This window comes from Shewanella litorisediminis (assembly GCF_016834455.1).
Taxonomy (GTDB): domain Bacteria; phylum Pseudomonadota; class Gammaproteobacteria; order Enterobacterales; family Shewanellaceae; genus Shewanella; species Shewanella litorisediminis.
The window spans coordinates 3,621,807-3,642,304 of the sequence record NZ_CP069213.1 but is presented as its reverse complement, the minus strand read 5'-3'; the positions used below and the strand labels follow the sequence as shown (position 1 = coordinate 3,642,304).

The following is a 20,498-nucleotide window of genomic DNA, read 5'->3' as shown; positions in this document are numbered from 1 at the left end:
ATCATAGCCCCTGATGGCGCGGGCGTACAATCAACCGGGACAGGAACAGAACTCTTATCCAAAAACCATCAGGCTCTGGTAGAATTTGCAGCCCAAAGGTGTAGAGGACAAATCATGATCTGTAGTCATTGCCACAAAAACTTCAATGCGACTGCCGTAAAGGACCAGCGTGGCAAGGGCTTGAATGCCCAGATCCAGTGTCCTCACTGTGATGCCTGGCTTGCCCGCAGTGGTTTGCTGGTTAAATTGAAATTACTGGGATTTTATCTGGGTGCCGCGTCGCTGCTGGTTGCCTGGTTGCAGGCGCCATGGCGCGGTGTTGCCGTATTGGTGGCGGCAATGTGCCTGGCGCTGCTGCTGATATCTCACTTAATGGACCAGCTTATCGTGGTGGAGGCTCCTGAAGTGGAAGACAAGAGCCATGAGCGGCAAAAGTACCGTTAGAGCACGGTTTCCTGGGCGCTGAGTGAGGCTTCAACCCACCAGATCCCGCCGAAAATGCCGCCGATCACCAGGGCCGCAACCAAAATGAGTTTGATGTTTTCTTTGAAAAATTGGCCCATAACGCATTCTCCTGATTGAGTAAGCAAGCTAGCACCTTAACAGTGGTGAATAGTATGCCAGGCGGCTTAACACAAGATTAAGGCGAAAACCTGCGCCTTGCCCTTTGGGTAACATTCTGTAACTTTTCTACTGCGGTCACGGTTGCCAGCCCTTTTGGGCTGCCGTAAACTTGAGCCGCTTCACAAATCACCGGAGTAGGGTGCGTGCAATTTCCAAGGCGCAAAATTCATCGACTTATCGCTGTATGGCTTTCTGCCGTACTGGTGGTGCTGTCGTTTATTGCTGCCGCTCACGCCACGACTCACCTCAATGAAGATGCTTACAACCACTGTACCCTGTGCTTCCACCAGCATCAGCTGAACAAGCTCTTGCCCGGTGCAGACCTGCCCAAGGTGCCTCAGCTTCAGGTGTTCGAGCAACCTCAGGCTCCGCTGCTTCTTGTGGCAGAATCTGCTCGCCCACATCCCCAGGCCCGTGGGCCACCTCTCGCTCCATAAATACATATCGCATTGAATAATTTAACTATTTCCCGATGGTGGTTCGCTGTCGGGCGCTTGCTGTATTTTTGGAGAATTTATGAATAGCTTTCGTTTGTCTGTGTTGGCATCTTCCCTGATCTCTGCCGTGGCAGTTGCTGAGACACCTACCCTGGGTAACCCTGCCATCAGTGCTGTATTGGACGGCTATTATCAGAGCGGTGATCGCGCCCTGGGTGGTCGCGAAGAAGGCTTTGGATTGGGTGAGAGTGAGCTTGCCATCAGCGCCAATATCGATGACCTCTTTTATGGCAAATTGACCGCAGTGATTGAAGTTCACGACGGCGAAACTGAGCTGGAGCTTGAAGAAGCCTTTATCCAGACGCTGGCAATGCCAGCCGGATTATCCGTGCGTGCCGGTCGTTTTCTGTCGGATGTGGGCTACCTGAACAACCAACACCTGCATACTGACGCCTTTGCCGGTCGCCCAGCGGTGTACCGCGCCTTCCTCGGGGGCCATTACTTTGATGATGGTCTGCGCTTGAGCTGGGTGGCCCCAACGGACCTTTACTGGACCTTTGGCGTTGAAGCCTTGAAAGGCGACAATATGCGCGCCGAAGATGAACATGGCGAGCGTGAATTCGATACCGTGGGGGTTTACAACGCTTTCACCAAGTTGGGTGGCGACATAGGCGACAACAGTTCATGGCAGCTGGGATTGGCCTACATGAAAAACCAGAACGGCCGCCTGACACCCCATGAAGAAGGGGAAGAGCCCCATGAGGAAGATGAGCCAGCCCATGATCACAGCCATAGCGCTGCCTACACGGGCGAAAATACCTATGTGGCTGACTTTGTCTACAAATGGGCGCCCAACGGCAACTACAAGTATCAGCACCTGACCCTGAGCGGCGAGTTCTTCCGAGTGAACGACTTCAAGGCACCTGAGCTCAATGAAGAGGAACACGAGGAAGAAGAGGGCCACGAGCATTCCCATGGCAAAGACTACCATCAGGGCTGGTACCTGAGCGGTGTGTATCAGTTCAGCCCCAACTGGTCTGCCGGTCTTCGTTACGGTGAGCTGGATACCCAGCTGGCCCACGATGACCACTTTGATGCCCAGAAACTGAAAGAAACCGAAGTCAGCTTAAACTGGCATCACAGCCATTTCTCCACAGTGCGTTTGCAGTATACCCGCCAACAGGGAACCAACTTTGACGGTATCAGCGACGATAACCTGTTCACTCTGCAATACGTGATGACTCTGGGGGCCCATGGTGCGCATCAATTCTAAGTTGCTCGGGGGCCTGCTGGCCCTGACTCTGGGCCACAGCGCCAGTGCCGTGGCCGGGTTGAATATCTTCGCCTGCGAGCCCGAATATGCGGCGCTGGCCAAAGAGCTGGCCCCGGATGCCAGGATTTACTCGGCGACCACCGCCATGCAGGATCCTCATCAGGTGCAGGCTCGTCCGAGCCTGATTGCCAAGATGCGCCAGGCCGATTTGGCGCTCTGCGCCGGAGCTGAGCTTGAGATTGGCTGGCTGCCAATGCTGCAGATGAAATCCGCCAATGCCAGGGTCAGAGACGGCAGCGACGGCATGCTTTACGCAGCCGAGCTGATTGAGACCCTGGATAAGCTGGACAAGGTCGACCGCTCCATGGGGGATGTGCATGTTAAGGGGAATCCGCACCTGCACTTTTCACCGGGCCGCTTATTGCAGGTGGCCGAAGCGGTTACCGCCAGACTTAAGCGCCTGGATCCCGGCAACAGCGCCGGCTACGATGCGGCCTTTGCAAGCTTCAGCGAGCGCTGGCAGGCCGCCATTCCGGCTTGGGAAGCCTCTGCACACGGGCTTGCCGGACGTAAGGTGATTGCCTATCACACCAGCTTTCGCTACCTCTTTGATTGGCTTGGTATAGAGCAGGTGGCGGATCTGGAACCCAAACCGGGTCTGCCGCCTTCCAGTGGTCACCTCGCCAGCCTGCTGGAACGTGCCCGCAAGGGGGATGTCTCGGCGATTGTGGTGGCTTCCTATCAGGATACCCGCGGCGCCAACTGGCTGGCCGAAAAAGCCAACTTGCCGGTGCTGGTGCTGCCCATGTCTGTGGGAGGCAACGATGAGAGTCAGGATCTTTTCAGTCTCTACGACAGCGTGATTAACCTTTTGAACGGGGTGAATTGACCTATGTTTGACTGGGATCTGCTGGACATACTGCTGCCGGCGCTCGCCGCCGGGGTATTGGTGCTCTCTACCCATGTGCTGCTGGGGCGCCAGGTGCTTAAGCGTGGCATCATCTTTATCGATTTGGCCATTGCTCAGGTGGCGGCGCTGGGGGCCATTGTGGCCCACATGCACCCCGTGCTGGAGGACGCGCCATTTTCGGGAGTCTGGATGCCGGCGCTTTTTGCCCTTGCCGGCGCAGGGCTGATTGCCTGGCTCTCGCGGCGCATGGCCGATGAGCTGGAGGCCATGATTGGTTGTCTCTATGTGCTGGCGGCCGTTGGGGCCATGTTGCTGCTCGCCAATGACCCCCATGGTGCGGAGCTGCTCAAGCAGCTGATGTCCGGTCAGATCCTTTGGGTTAGCTGGGAGCAACTGTATCTGCCCGCGCTGGTGTCTGCCGCGGTGCTGGCGCTCATCATGGCGCGGCCAACCGTGCTCGATGGGGCGGGTTTCTACCTGGTGTTTGCCCTGGTGATCACCCTGTCGGTTGAGCTGGTTGGAGTCTATCTGGTGTTCAGTACCCTGATTTTGCCTGCGCTGGCAGTCAATAAGCTCAGCTGCAGCAAAGCATTGGGTTGGGCTTATCTGGTTGGCCTTTGCGGTTATCTGGCCGGGCTTTTGCTGTCGGCCATGTTCGACTTGCCAAGCGGCGCCATGATAGTGGCAACCCTGGCGCTGTCTGCCATGGTGTTCAGGCTGCTGGCAGCCAAGCGATAATCCCCGGAAAGCCCACCGAGAGGTGGGCTTTAACTTTATGATTTTAATAATCAATTAATAAATCAGCGCACACGTGTAAACAAAATATTGTTCCTGTCTTGCTCAGTCGTTATACTGCGCAGGAGTTTTTACCGGGAGTATGTCGTGCTGTTAATCGTCAGATCCTTGCTGTTGGCTATATTGCTGCTGATGGCATTCATCGTGGGTTCCATCGCCTGTTTGCTGCGTCCAAGGCACCGTGACAATGTACATATGTTCGCCAAATGGTTCTCTGCCGTAGCCCCGGTATTGGGGATCAAGGTGATAGTACGTCGTCCCCAGGCCGCCAGCAGCGAACCTTGCGTATACCTTGCCAACCATCAAAACAACTTTGATATGTTCACCCATACCGCAGCCGTGCCAAAAGGCACCGTGAGCCTGGGGAAAAAGAGCATTGCCTGGATGCCGTTCTTCGGCCAGATCTACTGGCTGTCGGGCAATATCCTTATCGATCGTAAAAATCGTAATCGCGCCTTTGAGACCATGGCGAACACCGCCAGAAAAATCAAAGATAAGTGCCTGTCGGTGTGGATTTTTCCCGAAGGCACCCGCAGCCGCGGCCGTGGACTCCTGCCCTTCAAGGCCGGTGCTTTCCACACGGCGATTGCCGCCGGTGTGCCCATGGTGCCTGTGCTGGCATCCAACCAGTGCCATATCAAGCTCAATCGCTGGAACAATGGCGTGGTGATCATCGAGCAGATGGAACCCTTTGAAACCAAAGGGCTGGACAAGAGTCAGGTCAAGGAACTGTCTGAGCGTATTCATGCCGCCATGTCGGCCAAGCTTGAACAGCTCAACCGAGAGGCCGAAGCCCTGATGGGCCGCACCCGTCTGGCCAACTGACGCCTTTTTTAATCTCTGTTATACTGCACCCCGATTGCGCCTCCCGTGGTGGGCAGGCGCTTGCTTTGTTTATTGGAGTCAGCCCATGTCTATTGAGCGCCTGCTGAAGGCCCAACAGGAAGAGACCCGTGATATCGTTCAGTCGCTGCTGGATGATGGTTCCGACCCGGATGCCGAGTACATGATTGAACATCATTTTTCGAGCACCAATTTCGATCGCCTTGAAAAAGCCGCGGTAGACGCCTTCAAACTGGGCTTCGAGGTGACTGACGCCGAAGAGTTGGAGCTGGAAGATGGCAGTGTGATCCTCTGCTTCGATGCTATCGCCAACCATGCACTGGACGTTGACCTGATAGACAAGGCCTGTGAGCAGCTGATTAACCTCGCGGCCAAGCAGAAGGTAGACTACGACGGCTGGGGCACCTATTTTATGGGCGACGATGAAGACTTCGACGACGAAGATGACGACGAAGACTACGACAATGATGGCTTCCCCATTGAGCGCCACTGATATTCAATAAAAAAGCCCGTCCAGAGACGGGCTTTTTTATGCCTGTAAATCGGCTTATTCGCTGTAAATGACAGTGCGGTTGCGCCCCTGTTGTTTGGCCTGATAGAGCGCCTGATCCGCGAACGCCAGCCACTGGGATTCGTTGTCGACAAAGTCATCCATACCGCAAATGCCCAGGCTGATGGTGACCTGTATGCTCTTGCCGCCAAACTGGATGGCAGAGGAGGCCACTTTCTCCCGCAGGCGCTCGGTAAAATGATACGCCTCTTCGGCGGTGGTGCCGGTGAGGACCACGGCAAATTCTTCGCCGCCGTAACGGCCTGCGCAGTCAGTTTCCCGCAGTGATTGGCTCAGCAGGTGGGCTATGTGCTGAATAACCTTGTCACCTGCCACATGGCCGTGCTCATCGTTGACCTGCTTGAAACGGTCTATGTCAAACATCACCAGGCTCACCGGGTCGCCATAGCGGTTAAAACGCTCGTATTCCCGGTTCATGCATTCCTGCCAGTGGCGGCGATTGTGCAGTTGTGTCAGGCCGTCGGTTTGGCTCAGGTGTTCCAGGCGCTCATTGGCGTTTTTCAGCTGCAGTTTATTCACTGCCACGTCGGTAACGTCGTACACAATGATGCTGATGTGGGTAATTTGCCCGGTGAGCGACGCCAGTGGCAGCAGGGTGACGTTCTGGTACATAAACTCCGCCCGGCCTGTGATGGGGCGGTAGTTTTTAAACTGGAACACAAAAGGGCGCTGCTCCCAACTGATAAAGGCGCGGTTCTTCAGCAGATACACCGACTCCATCTTCTTCTTAAGCCAGGCGGCGGGGAGTTCGGGAAACTCTTCAAACAGGTTTTTGCCCTTGATGGAATTGGGAGAAACACCACTGTGGTTTTCCATAAAGCCATTCCACAGGGCGATATTGAAGTTTCTGTCCAGTACCACCAGGCCCACTTCTATGGTTTGCACCATATCGATAAGCCAGTGGAGTTCGTTCATCAGGTCTGCGTCATTGGACATCAGCGGTTTGGCCTCAATCGGTATCCAACATGTAGCCGAGCTTGTAGTTCAGGGTCGGCAGCGAGTCTTCAGTGAAAAGGAGCAGAAGATCGCATTCAATGTTGTGATCTTCGATGCGATAGTTGATTTCCATCGCCAGGGTGCGTTGCCATTTTTCGGCGTTGTCGTGGATAAGGTCGTTGACTGTGCAGTGGCGCCCAAGTACGACGGGATGCGCCTGACTGAAATGCATATCCAGCTGTTCGGCGATGCCATTCAAAAAGGCGCCGATAAGCACATTGCCTGTGTCTATCAGCACTTCCACCTCGGTGGCCTCGTCGTTGGGGCCATCGAGCTTCATCAGCTTGGCCATATCCTGAAAACTGGAATCATGGAACAGCAGCAGGGCTTCACCGGCGACGCCGGCACCGATAAAGCCCTGACACAGGGCGGTGACCTTGGCCGAGGTTTCGGTGGCCTTGAGCGCCATGGTCAGCTCACTCACTTCCAGCACATTGACGTTGGGAATGGGCAATACCACAAATACATCAAGCAACTTGGCCAGCAGGTCTGCTGCACGGCCCATGGCAACGTTGGCGATTTCCTGGCAGGCATCGCGCATATCGACTTTTAACAGGGGGTTGTCTTCGGTCTCGTCGGCCTCACCTTCGCCGGGCACGAGAATACCGTATTCCTGGAGTATGCCGGCGATGGCCTCGGCACTGACAGGTTTTTGGATAAAATCGAGCGCACCCAGCGCCTTAACCCGTTCGTGAGCCTTAATTTGAATGTCACCCGATACCACTATGACCAGCGCAGGCAAGTCCTGCTGCTGAATGGTTTGCAGCACCTCATAGCCGTCCATGACAGGCATATTGAGGTCAAGAAACACCACCTCGCCCTTGCCGGCTTTGATGGCCTCTATGCCTTCGGCACCATTGGTGGCAAAGGTAATGTCGACATCCCAATCCTTGGGCAGTGTCCGGGCCATCTGCTTTCGAGCCATTGCGGAGTCGTCACATATCAATACTGGAAGTGCCATGCTGGAATAAGGTCCTCGATTGTTCTTCTTATTCAAGATAACACCAATTTCTGATGTCATCCTGCTCTGGGTCGTAGTGCCTTTCCTGGCTGGATCCCATGGTGAGCCCTGAAGCTGGCGTTTCCCATGGCCGAATCATACCCCGCTGTGTTTGGGGTGCAACCCGTAATAAATTTCCAATGTCAAAATGCTGACGGACGTCAAAAAGTTTGACGTATGTTACGTCGAATAGTCATTTATGCCAAATATGTTACTATCGCTTCTGGACAGACCAGTTAGGATGCGGCATGACACAATCTCCAGTCACCTTGGTCATAAAGGATGGCATAGCCTTTGTGACACTAAACCGACCAGAAAAATTCAATGCATTGAATTATGAGATGTTTTTAGAGATCTGCCGGGTGCAGAAGCTGCTTGCAAGGGACAGACAGGTGCGGGTAGTGATACTGCAAGGCGCCCAGGGGCACTTTTCGTCGGGGCTCGATATCAAGAGTGTGACCAGCAAGCCGTTGCAACCTTTGGGGCTGCTGGCCAAGTGGCTGCCCGGCAACGCCAATCTGGCGCAGCGGGTCTCCATTGGCTGGAGTCGTTTGCCGGTGCCTGTTATCGCCGTTATTGAAGGTTATTGTTATGGCGGTGGCATGCAAATCGCGCTGGGGGCCGATTTTCGCTTTGCGGCCGAGGGTGCCGAGCTGTCCATTATGGAAGCCAAGTGGGGGCTGGTGCCTGACATGGCAGGGCTGGTGAGCCTCAGGGGCATTCTGCCCAAGGATAAAGCGCTGGAGCTGTCGATGACCGCCAGAATAGTCAAAGCCCCGGAAGCCGCGGCTTTGGGCTTGGTCAGTCGGGTAACGGCTGACCCCATGGAAGACGCCATGGCTTTTGCCAACGAGTTGATGACCCGCTCTCCCGATGCACTGGCGGCCATCAAGGGCTCAATTCATCTCAGTTGGACGGGCGGTATCCGCCGGCTGCTGGCGCGGGAGTCCTGGTATCAGGTACGTTTGCTGCTGGGGAAAAACTTTGCCATCGCCGCCCGGCGCCAACAGGATAAAACTGACCAGGATTACCGGCCCCGACAAAAATTCTGGTAAACCCTTCACAATCCAAGGAATTGGACTTGCGTGCAACCCGCCAAAGCGCCCACAATCGGCGCTTTATTTTTAGGGAGCAGGAAGATGAAAAACCAACTGGAGCGTTTGCTGTGGAGCAGCCGTCTGTCGGTGATTTTTGGGGTGGTGGCCTGTATCGTGGCGGCTCTGGTGGTCTTTATCATGGGCGCCAAGGACGTGCTGCACATGCTTCACCTGCTGTGGGATTACCTTGCCAGTGGCAGCCTTGAGGTGCGTAACGATCTGGTGATGGTGGTCATTGAAATCCTCGACACCTTTTTGCTGGGCGCTGTGCTGCTGATTTTTGCCTTCGGTCTTTACGAGCTCTTTATCCGTGACATCAAGCCGGCGTCAGAGTCAGAGGTTGGCGGTAAAATTCTGATTATCAGCAGCATAGACTCACTCAAAAGCAAGCTTGGCAAGGTCATACTCATGATGCTGGTGATCAAGCTGTTTTCCTTTTTCAGCGAGCTCAAGCCCCAGAGCGCACTGGAGCTGCTGTATATGGCCGGCGTGGTGGTGTTGGTTGCCCTGGCGCTGATGCTCACCAAGGACAAGCAGGCCTGAATCAGTTAAGGGGAGCGGCCTTGACACTGGCGGCGAAGCCCCGGATAGCGCTGAGCACATCGGCCCAGGCATCGGGTTCACTGATGTTGAGCGCCAGTGGCAGCTGCCGGTAGGCCATGGCATCTTTCATGGCCGAATTGGCTCGCCGCAGCGAGGCGGCAGCCAGGCTCGCTCTATTGCCATCCGGCGATTGAATATCCAGCACCGGAACTTCCTGTATGGCCACCAGCCCCGGCAGGCGTTCGTCAAAGTCCGGCGACTCGCTGTAGGGGTTGATTATCACCAGAAGATCCGGTGGTGCCACCTTGCCATCCGCCAGCAGCTGCAGCAGCAGGGCGGCGCTGCGGTCCATGCTCACCAGGATGCGCTTGCCCGGATAGGCTGCACCTATCTGATCCAATTGCCCCAGACTGGCCTCCACAAAGCCCAGCTGGGTGTCCACATGTTGTTGCCATTCCTCTGGGCTGAACCTGTCCATGGCCTTGCCCGGTGGCAATGACAGCTGTTTGTCTCCCGCCTTTGCCACCTCTTCCGGCGCCGTGGAAAAACTTGGGTGGGGTGGGTTACTCGGTGGCGTCATGCTGATACTGGCCCAGCCCAGAGGGCTTAAACCATCCCGCAAAAAGGCCACCAGTCCCGGGGCATCGGCGCCAAAGCCGGTGTCGGCAAAAATCAGCGCCGCACCGTGCTGACTCTTGCCTTCCCAGGGGCGCACCAATACCGGCAGCTCAGTGCCTTCCACGTTGATGGCGCGCATTTGGCGGCTCTTGAGGTAATCGAATGCAGGATCATCGGCGGCCTGGGCTGTGGGTAATAACAGACTCAACAACAGACTCAGGCTCAGCAGAACACTGTGGCTCAGGGCAAAGAGGGCGCGCATGGGATTTCCGTTTTTAAGGCAATGTACCTGCTGATAATAACCCACCTGACGCCTCCCACAGAACTCCTGACTTGGCGATCATAAACCGGCATGGGAACTTGGGCCCGGTGTTTCGTGCCGGGCGCCGTCATTATTGCCCCAGGGCATACACCTGCTTACCTGCCACATGGGTTTCAAGTACCCGGGTCTGCCACAGCTGCTCAGGTGCGATGGCGAAGATGTCCCTGTCCAGCACAATAAAATCGGCAAAGCTGCCCGGCGTCAGGCTGCCCATTTTCTGCTCCTGAAAGGCGCCATAGGCCGCATCCCGGGTGAAGGCACGCAGGGCTTCGGCCAGGGTCAACTTCTCAGCCGGGCGCCAGCCACCTTCCGGCAGATTACGCTGATCCTGACGGGTGACGGCGGCATGGAGGCCGTGGAAGGGATTAGCCAGCTCAACCGGGAAGTCGGAGCCACCCACAATGGGGCTGCCAAGGTCCACCAGGGTACGCCAGGCATAGGCACCACGCAGACGCTGCTCACCGAGGCGATCCCCGGCCATATTCATATCTGAGGTGGCGTGGGTGGGTTGCATGGAGGGCAATACCTTGAGCGTGGCGAAGCGCGGCAAATCCTCGGGATCGATAATTTGGGCGTGTTCGATGCGATGGCGACCTGCCTCGCGGGTTTTGTTATCCAATTGGGCGAACTTATCCAACACCATGCGGTTGGCTCTGTCGCCTATGGCATGAACATTGGCCTGAAAACCGGCCGCTACCGTGGCCTTTATCAGGCTGCCAAGTTCCGGCTCAGGGGTGACCAGCAGTCCTGTTTCGCCGGGTCTGTCGCTGTAGGGTGCCAGCAGCGCCGCCCCCCGGCTGCCAAGGGCGCCGTCACTGTAAATTTTCACCGAGCGCGCCACCAGACGCTCGTCTTCATCCAGAATCGGGCCCTGTTTCAGCCAGGTATCCAGCGCCGGATCGGCCGCCGACAGCATGGCGTATATCCGTACCGGCAGCTTATCTTGCTGCCTGAGTGCCTGATAGTCGCCCAGCTCGGCGGCGCTGATGCCCGCATCATGGGTGGCAGTGATACCCAGAGAGAGCAGGTGGTCAAAGGCGGTGGCAAAGGCGGCGAGCCGCTCGGCTTTATCGGGTTCGGGAATGTGTCTTTCCAGCAGCGCCATGGCGTTATCCACCAACACGCCCGTGGGCTCACCCTTTGCGTCCTTGATGATTTGACCGCCGTCCGGGTCGAGGGTATCCCGGCTTATCCCCGCCAGGGCCAGCGCCTTGCTGTTGGCCCAGCCTGCGTGACCATCAACACGCTGCAGCCAAACGGGTCTGTCGCTTATCAGGGCATCCAGCGAGGCCTTGCTGGGATAGGCGCGGCTGTCCCAGAGTTCCTGATTCCAGCCTCGGCCCAGTATCCAGCGTTGCTCCGGATGGGCACGGGCAAAGTCACTCACCAGACTGGCGGCCGCCGCTTCGGTGCGGCTTTCCCTGAGCTCAACCCGGCTCAGGCTCTGTCCCAGCCCCAAGACATGACCATGGCCGTCAATCAGCCCCGGTAACAGTGTCTTGCCGGCGCCATTAAGCACCTTGTCTGTGGTCAGCGACTGCGCCTCCTTGCCCCTTGCCAGCACCTTGCCGGTGGCATCGTCATAGGCGAGGGTGTCGAAGGAGACCAATTGACGCTCGTCATCAAAACCGTAACCGCGGATATTTTCCAGTTTGATGGTGGCGGCTGTGGGGGCGCCCTGGCAGCAAAACAGCAGCAAGGAGGCCAGCAATGTGCGGCGTGGCAGGGAATTGAGAGAACGTGAGCCTGTATGCAAGGAGCGGTGAGCGACCATGGGAAATCCTTGTGCAGAGAGTGAAATGTTTAAAGTTTGTTATGTTTTTTAAGGTTATAGCATTGCTCCTTCGTCCGAGTCACCCCATGAATGGCATAAAAAAGGCCCGCAGTGGCGGGCCTTTGATTGGGCTTGGCTTGGGCGCCTTGATTTGGCTTGCCTCAGTTGTGGCTTACCAGCACCAGGCGGATGGCATCCAGCTGCAGCTGGGTATTGCCAAGGTAGCCCGACAGTTCCTGCATCATCTGCCGCAGGTGCTCCAGCTCTTCTTCGCGGATGCTGGGGTTCACCGCCTTGAGGGCCTCAAGCCGTGAGAGCTCGGCGCCCAGCTGGGTTTCCATGCGCGCCCTGGCATCCCTGGTCAGGATTTCAAGGGCTTCCCCTGCAAACTCTTCACCCTTGGCAAACAGCGGATGCAATATGGTCTGGGAGGCATTGACCAGCTTGCTGGCGATATGGCGATTCACCCCGGACAGCTGCTTGTCGAAGTTGTCGTAGTCCACCTTGTCAGACAGGTTGTTACCGTTCTTATCCAGCAGCACACGCACCGGCGTGGGCGGCAGATAGCGGTAAAGCTGGCTGGCCTTGGGCGCTGTGGTTTCGGCGAGGTAAATCAGCTCCAGGAAAATGGTGCCCGCCGGTAACGCCTTGTTTTTCAACAGTGCCACACAGGTGGTGCCGGTATCAGACCCTGTGATGAGGTCGAGCCCGGTCTGCACCAGAGGATGCTCCAGGGTGATAAGGGCGATATCGTCCCGTGACAGTGCCGTGTTGCGATCGAAGGTGACAGTCACCCCATCCTCGTTGAGACCGGGATAGGTGGGGTACATCATATGATCCGTGGTGCGCAGCACGATGGAGTTTTCACCCTTGTCATCCTGGTCGATACCTATCACGTCCCACAGGCGGATCACCGAGGCGATAAGGTCGGTATCTTCGTCGGCGTCGCTGAGGCTGGCTGCAATGGCTTCGGCCTTGGCGCCGCCGTGGCTGTTGAGTTCAAGCAGCTTGTCGCGACCCTGCTCCATGGCGGCTTTCAGCGCCTTGTAGCGTGCCTTGGTGTCGGCCATCAGTTCATCCAGCTCGTCACTCTCACCGGTCAGCACACTGAGCAGACGCTCTTTGAACTCCCCAAAAAGCACATGGCCGCCGGGGCAGGTGAGTTCGAAGGCGCACAGCCCTTCGTGATACCAGTGCATCAGTTGTTCCTGAGCCGTGTGCTTGAGGAACGGCAGGTGAATCTGCACATCGTGGCGCTGGCCGATACGGTCCAGACGGCCGATACGCTGCTCCAGCAAATCCGGGTTCAGGGGCAGGTCGAACAGTACCAGGTGGCTGGCAAACTGGAAGTTACGGCCTTCAGAGCCGATTTCCGAGCAAATCAGCGCCTGGGCGCCGCCTTCTTCCTGGGCAAAGTAGGCACCGGCCTTGTCGCGCTCAATGATGGACATGCCTTCGTGGAACACAGTGGCCTGTATGCCTTCACGGGTGCGCAGGGCTTCTTCCAGCGCCAGTGCCGTCTCGGCGCGGCTGGCAATTACCAGCACCTTCTTGGAGCGATGGGACTTCAAAAAGTCGATAAGCCAGTCGACCCTTGGGTCGAACTTCCACCAGCTGGCGTTGTTGTCATCAAACTCCTGATAGATACGCTCGGGGCTCAGGGCCTGGGCCACCCGGGCTTCCTGGGTGCGGGCGCCGCCCATCATGGCGTTTACCCGCATGGCGGTCACGTATTGCTCAGGCAGTTCGAAGCCGTGGCTGTGGAACTCCCGCTTGGGGAAGCCCTTTACCGAGGCGCGGCTGTTACGGAACAGCACCCGGCCGGTGCCGTGGCGGTCCAGAAGTTCCTGCAGCAGCTCATCGCGGGCGGCCTGGCGCAGCTCTTCGTCGAGGTTTTCGGCCTGGATCTGGCGAATGGCCGGGGCTATGTCTTTCTCCGACAAGAGCTCGGTCAGGCCGTTGATGGCCTCATCGGAAAGCTTGATGCCGCTTGCCAGGGCATCGGCGGCTTCGGCCACGGCCTGGTAGCCTTTTTCTTCCTCGAGGAAGGCCTGATAGTCGTAAAAACGGTCGGGATCCAGCAGGCGCAAACGGGCAAAGTGGCTCTGGTGGCCCAGTTGATCCGGAGTGGCGGTGAGCAGCAGCACCCCGGGTACCACGGCGGCGAGGGCCTCGACCACCTGATAGGCGCGGCTGGGCTCGTCTTCGCTCCACTCCAGGTGGTGGGCTTCGTCCACCACCATCAGATCCCAATCGGCATCCAGCGCCTGCTCCAATCGGCGCTTCTTGCGCAGCAGCTCCAGCGAGCAAATCACCAGCTGCTCTGTGTAGAAGGGGTTGTCGTGGTCGGCAAAGGCCTCCACGCAGCGGTCTTCATCAAATACCGAGAAGCGCAGGTTAAAGCGGCGCAGCATTTCCACCAGCCACTGGTGGCGCAGGGTATCGGGCACTATCACCAGTACCCGCTCGGCGCGGCCTGTTATCAGCTGTTGGTGGATAATCAGGCCCGCTTCAATGGTTTTACCCAGACCCACTTCGTCGGCGAGCAATACCCGCGGGGCGTGGCGACGGCCCACTTCATGGGCAATCCACAGCTGATGCGGAATCAGGCCAACCCTTGGGCCCTGCAGGCCCAGCAGTGGCGAGGTGGCCTGCTTGTGGCGCAGCAACTGCGCCTTATAACGCACACCAAAGCGCTCGATACGGTCAATCTGGCCGGCGTACAGGCGATCCTGGGGCTTGTTGAAACGAATATTGTGCTCGAGCAGGGTCTCGCGCAGCAGGGTGTCTTCACCCGTGTCGGTGCGCTTGCCCAAATAAAATACCAGGCCGTTTAATTCTTCGACCTTGTCCACCGTCATGCCCCAGCCTTCGGCGCTGTCGATGGTGTCTCCGGGGTTGTATATCACCCGGGTGAGGGGCGCTTCGGCCATGGCAAACATGCGGTTTTCACCGGTGGCAGGAAACAGCAGAGTGACCATGCGGCCCTCTATCTGCACCACTGTGCCCAAACCCAATTCCGATTCTGTGTCACTGATCCAGCGCTGCCCAACCGCAAACGACATCTTACTCTCTCAACTCAAGGGGGAACTCAAAGGGCGCGTATGTTATACCAACGGCCCGGATATTTGAATCAGCCTAGATCCCCATCGTGCAGCTGACAACTTTCATTCTGTCACGGGCTTGTCATACATTTGTCTTTGAATGGAATTGGGTGTTAATGGAGTGTTGAGCTTTGCCGGGAAGGGTGTCAGTATTGATTCAACGACAGGATGTGACCTTGTCCTATCCGTCCCAGCCATCCAAGGAGGATCCCGCCCCAGCCATACATCCCAGCGCAATCACAATATCATCGCCCTATGTCACTAAAACCGGAGGCGCCATGGAACAAGACGACAGAAAGTTGTTTGTACTGGATACCAATGTTTTATTGCACGAACCCTTAGCGATTTATTCCTTTAAAGAACACGATGTCATAGTCCCTATGACTGTTCTTGAAGAGCTGGACCAGATCAAAGACCGCAAGCGGGATGTCAGCCGTGACGCCCGGGTCGCCATCAGGGCACTGGAAGATACCCTTGGCGGCGAAACCACCCCCGAACAGATTATTGCAGGCGTTCCCCTGCCGGCCCGCGAAGGCCACGAAGCCACAGGCACACTCGCCATTTTCCCCGACCATCAACTTGAAATGACCATAGGCGGCCTGCCCGGCGACCATAACGACAACCGTATTATCAATACTGCGCTCTATCTGCAAAAACAGCACTCACCACGTCCCGTGGTGTTGGTCACCAAAGATATCAATATGCGCCTCAAGGCAAAGGGCGCCGGCATCAAACTGGTAGAAGACTACCGCACCGACCAACTTATCGATGACATTCGCTTCTTAACTAAGGGCTTTCATCAGTTTGAAGGCAATTTTTGGGAGCATCTGGAGAAGGTGTCCACTACCCGCCACGGCCGCCAGACTATCCACGAAGTCCCCCTTAAAGATCTCGAAGACGACCATCTCTATATCAACCAATACCTTATCGACGAAGAATCTGACTTTTGTGGCAGAGTCATCTCCAAGGACGATACCCACCTGCACATAGTGGATTTGGGGCGCAGCCGCTTGCTGAATCTGGAAGCCTGGGGCATAAGGCCTAAAAACGTGTATCAGGGCATGGCGTTGCAGGCGCTGCTGGATCCGGATATCGACATGGTCATACTTACCGGCCCCGCCGGCTGCGGTAAAACCCTGCTGGCCATGGCGGCGGCACTTGAGCTGGTGGTGGAACGCAATCAGTACGACAAGGTGATAGTGACCCGCAACACCCCGGAAATTGCCGAGTCCATCGGCTTCTTGCCCGGCACAGAAGAAGAGAAAATGGCCCCCTGGCTTGCGGCCATCACTGACACCCTGGAAGTGCTGCACAAGAACGACGTCAATCCCCACGGCTCCATGAACTACATCATGGAAAAAGCCAACATCCAGTTCAAATCCATCAACTTTATGCGTGGCCGCTCCATCCAGAATGCCATAGTGCTGTTGGATGAATGTCAAAACCTCACAGCATCGCAAATCAAAACCATGATCACCCGCATGGGCGAAGGCACCAAGCTTATCTGCTCGGGCAACCTGGCCCAGATAGACTCCAATTATCTGACCGCCGTGACCTCGGGCCTGACCTACATTGTGGAAAGGTTCAAGAACTTCGAAGGCAGTGCCAATGTCTACCTCAATGGTGTGGTCAGATCCCGGCTTGCCGAATTCGCCGAGGAGCACCTGTAAGTCAGCGCCTGTGGCATGGCAGACAAACGGACCCGCCGGGTCCGTTTTTTATCCTTAATGCGATGCAAAAACAGCGACTTTGAAACAAATTCGATGACAATTATTTGATGTGACTGGCTCGGGGTTCCTGTTAGTATTATCCGTTAAGTTTTGCGGGTGCAGGGACCCGCGACAGCGGATGCCAAAGGGTTTTTGATGAAATCGACTGAGCCGGATTTGCAGCTCAAATCGCCTATTCAGCGCAATTACAACCGCGCCGTGTTTTACACCTACATAGGTGTAATTGTGATGGCGTGCCTGACCGCCTGGTTTTTCTTCGACCGGGAAAAGACCCAGCAGCTGGCCCAGCGCGAAGAGCAAATTGACCGACACGTACTGCAAATCGACCTCTTGCTGGAGTCCAGCATCCGGGCGGTAAAGAGCTTGCGTGACGTCGCCGTGGATCATTTGCGCCTCGGTGAGCTGGTGCGCAGAGATCGCTTGCCCCAGTACGAAAAATTCAACGAAGACGGCCAGTACTTCACCCTCGAGCCCCACTATGCCCAGGGCAATAAGCCCTTCAATAACATGGGCCGCATCACGGGTATTGGCTCCCTCAAAGACAGAAGCGACAAGTTCTATCAGGAACTGGAAATGCTGTTTGAGCTGTCGCTGTCGTTTCCGGTGGCCAAAGAGGCCGCCCCCAAGGCGTCTGCCATCTACTACATCTCCAAACGGCGGATGATGTCCTACTTCCCCTGGCCGTTGGATGAACAACGCTTTCGCGACGAACTGCTGAACAAGAAACAGTTCCAGCTGGCCACCCCGGCCATGAACCCCCAGCGCAGCGTGTTCTGGAGTGAGGCCTATCTCGACTCCACCGACAAGGGCCTGCTGACCACCCTGGGTGTACCCATCTACCTTGAAGATGAGTTTATCGGCTCCATCAATCTGGACATGACCCTGGCCTCGCTGGCGCGGCAAATCCGTCTCTACTTCAAGATGCCGGGCACGGTAATCCTGCTCGACCAGAGCAACAACATACTGTCCCACTCCGACATGGCGGGCAACGACCTCAAGCGGGTGCTGCACATCAGCCAGAAGATCCCCTCTGAGCTGCACTCGTTGCCGGAGTCGGAACTCTTTGATGCCCAGGGCGGCATTATCCGCAATGGTTACTACATTCACTCGGTGGCGCTGCACAATGCGCCCTGGCGTCTGCTGTACATTCAGGATGTGGATGACCTCTTCCAGGAGAGCTGGGCGAAGCTGCAGCTGACCTTTATTCTGGTGGTACTGGCGCTCTCGGTGCTGGTGACCATAGTGCACTGGCAGACCCGCCGCTCCTTCGTAAGCCCCGCATCCAGGCTGCTCTCACACCTCGAGGGCTGCTCGGCCGAGCCCATGCCCGTGCCGGAAAAAATCACCCCCGGCTGGGAGCCATGGTTCCAGCTGGTAAGCCGTATTTTTGAAGAAAACCAGCAGTACACCAAGCACCTGGCCGAGCAGAACAAGCGCCTCGACAAGCTGGTGGCGCGCCGCACCGAAAGGCTGAAAGAAACCACAGAGCGCCGCGAGCGTGAATATGCGCTCTTGCGCTCTTTGCTCGACTCCATTCCCGAGGCCATTGTTTTCAAAGACAAGGAAGGCCATTACCTCGGCTGTAACAAGGCTGCCGAGCGTATGTTGGGTTTCAGCGAAGCCGAGATGATTGGCCTGTCCAGCGAAGAGCTCACATCCCCCGAGCAGGGCAGCCGCATCCGTGCCGAGGATGAGCAGGTACTGACAGAGCGCAAACCGCTGCGTTATCAGGAAAAAATCGAACTGGCCGGCAAGCCTGTGCTGCTCGATACCCTCAAGCTGCCCTTCTACAATCGCCGCGGTGAGCTGATGGGCCTGATTGCGGTGTGGCGTGACGTGACCCGCGAATACGAGTCGGCCGAGCAGCTGCGGCTGTCGGAAGAGCGCTACCATCTCGCCATGGACGCGGTGGAAGATGGCCTGTGGGACTGGTATCTCGACTCAGAGCAAATCATCTGCAACCCGGCCTATTACTCCATGCTGGGGTACAAGACCAACGAGTTCCCGGCGCTGCTCTCCACCATCGACAGCCTGATTCATCCGGACGATCGCATCCGGGTGCAGGAGTACCGCGAGCAGTACCTCAAAGACCCCATAGGCGCCTACGAGATTGAGTTCCGGATGCGCGCCAAGACGGGCCAGTACCACTGGATGTTGAGCCGTGGCCGGGTGGTGGAATTTACCCAGGATGCCCAGCCCAAGCGGATGGTGGGTACCCACAAGGACATTACCCGCCACAAGAGCAACGAGGTGGCGCTGCTGGAGGCCAAGCAGGATGCGGAGCTTGCCAACCTCTACAAGAGCGAATTTTTGGCCAACATGAGCCACGAAATCCGCACCCCCATGAACGCCATCATAGGCATGTTGCAACTGGCGGGGCGCACCAGCCTCACCGAGCAGCAAAAAGATTACCTGGATAAGGCGAGCTTCTCGGCCCAGTCGCTGCTGCGCATCATTAACGACATCCTCGACTTCTCCAAGATTGAGGCCGGTAAGCTGGAGCTGGAAAAAGTCGCCTTCCCGCTGGACAAGGTGCTGGACCACTCGCTGGACCTCAACGCCCTGCGGGCTCAGGAAAAGGGCATCGAACTCCTGCTGTATGCCCCCGTGTCGGCGGGCATCATGCTCAAGGGGGACCCGCTGCGTCTGGGGCAGGTGCTGATTAACCTCTTGTCCAACGCGGTGAAATTCACCCAAAACGGCGAAATTGAACTGGGCTGTGAAGACGTGGGCGAGCGCGACCACCGTATCACCCTCAAGTTCTGGGTGCGGGATACCGGCATAGGCATCAGCCGCGAGCAGCAGGACAAGCTGTTCGACGCCTTTGCCCAGGCCGATGGCTCCACCACCCGCAAGTATGGCGGCACGGGCCTGGGGCTTTCCATCAGTAAGCACCTGGTGTCCATGATGGGCGGCACCATGCAGGTAGAGAGTGAGCCCGGTGTGGGCTCCACCTTCAGCTTCACCGTGAGTTTTGAAATCGCCGAAGAAGCCAGGGTCGCCCCCATGGTGGTGCCCGAGCGTCTGGCAAGCCTGCGTACCCTGGTGGTGGACGATAACCCCACGGCGCTGCAGATTTATTCCAGCGTGATGCGCGACTTCCACTTTGAGGTGGAAACCGCCTCCACCGGCGCCGAGGCCCTGTATAAGCTCGGTAAACAGCCGGTGGATCTGGTGCTGCTCGACTGGATGATGCCGGAGATGGATGGCATACAGGTGATAGACGCCATCGATGAGATGGTGGCCGAAGGCAAGCTCGCCGCCCGGCCGGTGATCATCATCATGACCGCCTACGCCGCCGAGCCGCTGAAGGTGGATTTGGACAGCGACCGCGTGTTTGCCATGCTGCAAAAGCCCTTCAAGGCGTCCAGCCTGTTCGATGAAATCATCCGCGCCTTTGCGCCGCCTGCGCCCAAGGCCCTGCCGGCACCTGAGGTGCAGGATGAGGGTGAGCATCAGGGCGTGGTGCTTTTGGTGGAAGATAACTTTATCAACCAACAGGTGGCCACCGAGCTTCTCAAGAGCGCCGGTTACGAGGTGGATGTGGCCGACAATGGCCAGATATCGCTGGAGATGGTGGGCAAGCGCAGTTACGATGCGATACTCATGGATATTCAAATGCCTGTGATGGATGGCCTCACGGCGGCGACCGAACTGCGCAAGCGCTACAGCTTCGACGAACTGCCGATTATCGCCATGACGGCCCACGCCATGTCCGGCGACCGGGAAAAGAGTCTCGCTGCCGGCATGAATGCCCACATCACCAAACCCATAGTGCTCAATGAACTCTTTGAAACCCTGAGCCACTGGATAGGACATAAAGATAAACACAGGGGCAACCCTTAGCCCCCATAACAAGGA

Annotated in this window: 17 protein-coding genes; 11 read left to right on the top strand and 6 right to left on the bottom strand. The window is 56.9% G+C overall.

The genetic code is table 11. The annotated features are described in order from the left end of the window. Positions 1-114: 114 nt before the first annotated feature. Positions 115-444, top strand: a complete 330-nt coding sequence (locus JQC75_RS16105; RefSeq protein WP_203325036.1) for a hypothetical protein — start codon at positions 115-117, stop codon at positions 442-444. Here JQC75_RS16105 and JQC75_RS19010 read toward each other — a convergent pair. Then, entirely contained in the window at positions 441-563 is a 123-nt protein-coding gene (locus JQC75_RS19010) for a hypothetical protein (protein WP_275403198.1), read from the bottom strand. The genes JQC75_RS16105 and JQC75_RS19010 overlap by 4 nt on opposite strands. Positions 564-767: 204 nt before the next feature. Between JQC75_RS19010 and JQC75_RS18945 the strand changes: the two genes are divergently transcribed. The 6 genes from JQC75_RS18945 (at position 768) to rraB (ending at position 5,375) form a co-directional block, all read left to right on the top strand. Next, complete coding sequence (locus JQC75_RS18945) at positions 768-1,061, top strand: ABC-type zinc uptake system zinc chaperone (protein ID WP_239002028.1); 294 nt, start codon at positions 768-770, stop codon at positions 1,059-1,061. A gap of 79 nt (positions 1,062-1,140) precedes the next feature. Beyond that, the gene (locus JQC75_RS16095) at positions 1,141-2,334 is read left to right on the top strand and encodes a hypothetical protein (protein WP_203325035.1); all 1,194 of its coding nucleotides are present in this window, start codon (positions 1,141-1,143) and stop codon (positions 2,332-2,334) included. Continuing rightward, positions 2,318-3,223: a metal ABC transporter solute-binding protein, Zn/Mn family gene (locus JQC75_RS16090; RefSeq protein ID WP_203325034.1), complete on the top strand. Its 906-nt coding sequence runs from the start codon at positions 2,318-2,320 to the stop codon at positions 3,221-3,223. Before JQC75_RS16095 ends, JQC75_RS16090 begins: the two co-directional genes overlap by 17 nt. Positions 3,224-3,226: 3 nt before the next feature. Next, positions 3,227-3,982 (top strand): metal ABC transporter permease, encoded by a 756-nt coding sequence (locus JQC75_RS16085; RefSeq protein WP_203325033.1) that lies wholly within the window; start codon positions 3,227-3,229, stop codon positions 3,980-3,982. Positions 3,983-4,126: 144 nt separating this feature from the next. Next, complete coding sequence (locus JQC75_RS16080; protein WP_203325032.1) at positions 4,127-4,864, top strand: 1-acylglycerol-3-phosphate O-acyltransferase; 738 nt, start codon at positions 4,127-4,129, stop codon at positions 4,862-4,864. 85 nt (positions 4,865-4,949) lie between these two features. Further along, entirely contained in the window at positions 4,950-5,375 is a 426-nt protein-coding gene (gene rraB / locus JQC75_RS16075; protein ID WP_203325031.1) for a ribonuclease E inhibitor RraB, read from the top strand. A gap of 54 nt (positions 5,376-5,429) precedes the next feature. On the opposite strand, the gene JQC75_RS16070 is transcribed toward rraB, so the two are convergent. Beyond that, positions 5,430-6,389 carry a sensor domain-containing diguanylate cyclase gene (locus JQC75_RS16070; RefSeq protein WP_203325030.1) on the bottom strand — a complete coding sequence of 320 codons (960 nt, stop codon included), beginning with the start codon at positions 6,387-6,389 and terminating at the stop codon, positions 5,430-5,432. A 13-nt stretch (positions 6,390-6,402) separates the two neighbouring features. Further along, a complete protein-coding gene (locus tag JQC75_RS16065) occupies positions 6,403-7,410 on the bottom strand; it encodes a response regulator (RefSeq protein ID WP_203325029.1) in 1,008 nt (335 codons plus the stop codon). A gap of 287 nt (positions 7,411-7,697) precedes the next feature. Between JQC75_RS16065 and JQC75_RS16060 the strand changes: the two genes are divergently transcribed. Further along, positions 7,698-8,504 carry a crotonase/enoyl-CoA hydratase family protein gene (locus JQC75_RS16060; RefSeq protein ID WP_203325028.1) on the top strand — a complete coding sequence of 269 codons (807 nt, stop codon included), beginning with the start codon at positions 7,698-7,700 and terminating at the stop codon, positions 8,502-8,504. 84 nt (positions 8,505-8,588) lie between these two features. Next, positions 8,589-9,089 carry a YqhA family protein gene (locus JQC75_RS16055; protein WP_203325027.1) on the top strand — a complete coding sequence of 167 codons (501 nt, stop codon included), beginning with the start codon at positions 8,589-8,591 and terminating at the stop codon, positions 9,087-9,089. A gap of 1 nt (position 9,090) precedes the next feature. On the opposite strand, the gene JQC75_RS16050 is transcribed toward JQC75_RS16055, so the two are convergent. The 3 genes from JQC75_RS16050 to rapA all read right to left on the bottom strand — a co-directional run bounded on the left by JQC75_RS16050 (position 9,091) and on the right by rapA (position 14,868). Continuing rightward, positions 9,091-9,969 (bottom strand): DUF3530 family protein, encoded by an 879-nt coding sequence (locus JQC75_RS16050; RefSeq protein ID WP_203325026.1) that lies wholly within the window; start codon positions 9,967-9,969, stop codon positions 9,091-9,093. A gap of 130 nt (positions 9,970-10,099) precedes the next feature. Continuing rightward, the gene (locus JQC75_RS16045; protein WP_203325025.1) at positions 10,100-11,803 is read right to left on the bottom strand and encodes an amidohydrolase; all 1,704 of its coding nucleotides are present in this window, start codon (positions 11,801-11,803) and stop codon (positions 10,100-10,102) included. Positions 11,804-11,964: 161 nt separating this feature from the next. Then, positions 11,965-14,868: an RNA polymerase-associated protein RapA gene (gene rapA, locus JQC75_RS16040; protein ID WP_203325024.1), complete on the bottom strand. Its 2,904-nt coding sequence runs from the start codon at positions 14,866-14,868 to the stop codon at positions 11,965-11,967. Positions 14,869-15,185: 317 nt separating this feature from the next. Between rapA and JQC75_RS16035 the strand changes: the two genes are divergently transcribed. Together JQC75_RS16035 and JQC75_RS16030 are read left to right on the top strand one after the other, a co-directional pair. After that, a complete protein-coding gene (locus JQC75_RS16035) occupies positions 15,186-16,577 on the top strand; it encodes a PhoH family protein (RefSeq protein ID WP_203325023.1) in 1,392 nt (463 codons plus the stop codon). Between the two features lie 195 nt (positions 16,578-16,772). Then, a complete protein-coding gene (locus JQC75_RS16030; RefSeq protein WP_203325022.1) occupies positions 16,773-20,483 on the top strand; it encodes a response regulator in 3,711 nt (1,236 codons plus the stop codon). Positions 20,484-20,498: the final 15 nt, after the last annotated feature.

Bases quoted from the DNA above. Each gene is read 5' to 3' on its own strand.
- JQC75_RS16105 (WP_203325036.1), top strand. From the start codon at position 115: ATGATCTGTAGTCATTGCCACAAAAACTTCAATGCGACTGCCGTAAAG.
- JQC75_RS19010 (WP_275403198.1), bottom strand. From the start codon at position 563: ATGGGCCAATTTTTCAAAGAAAACATCAAACTCATTTTGGTTGCGGCC.
- JQC75_RS16095 (WP_203325035.1), top strand. From the start codon at position 1,141: ATGAATAGCTTTCGTTTGTCTGTGTTGGCATCTTCCCTGATCTCTGCC.
- JQC75_RS16085 (WP_203325033.1), top strand. From the start codon at position 3,227: ATGTTTGACTGGGATCTGCTGGACATACTGCTGCCGGCGCTCGCCGCC.
- rraB (WP_203325031.1), top strand. From the start codon at position 4,950: ATGTCTATTGAGCGCCTGCTGAAGGCCCAACAGGAAGAGACCCGTGAT.
- JQC75_RS16070 (WP_203325030.1), bottom strand. From the start codon at position 6,389: ATGTCCAATGACGCAGACCTGATGAACGAACTCCACTGGCTTATCGAT.
- JQC75_RS16065 (WP_203325029.1), bottom strand. From the start codon at position 7,410: ATGGCACTTCCAGTATTGATATGTGACGACTCCGCAATGGCTCGAAAG.
- JQC75_RS16060 (WP_203325028.1), top strand. From the start codon at position 7,698: ATGACACAATCTCCAGTCACCTTGGTCATAAAGGATGGCATAGCCTTT.
- JQC75_RS16055 (WP_203325027.1), top strand. From the start codon at position 8,589: ATGAAAAACCAACTGGAGCGTTTGCTGTGGAGCAGCCGTCTGTCGGTG.
- JQC75_RS16050 (WP_203325026.1), bottom strand. From the start codon at position 9,969: ATGCGCGCCCTCTTTGCCCTGAGCCACAGTGTTCTGCTGAGCCTGAGT.
- JQC75_RS16045 (WP_203325025.1), bottom strand. From the start codon at position 11,803: ATGGTCGCTCACCGCTCCTTGCATACAGGCTCACGTTCTCTCAATTCC.
- rapA (WP_203325024.1), bottom strand. From the start codon at position 14,868: ATGTCGTTTGCGGTTGGGCAGCGCTGGATCAGTGACACAGAATCGGAA.
- JQC75_RS16035 (WP_203325023.1), top strand. From the start codon at position 15,186: ATGGAACAAGACGACAGAAAGTTGTTTGTACTGGATACCAATGTTTTA.
- JQC75_RS16030 (WP_203325022.1), top strand. From the start codon at position 16,773: ATGAAATCGACTGAGCCGGATTTGCAGCTCAAATCGCCTATTCAGCGC.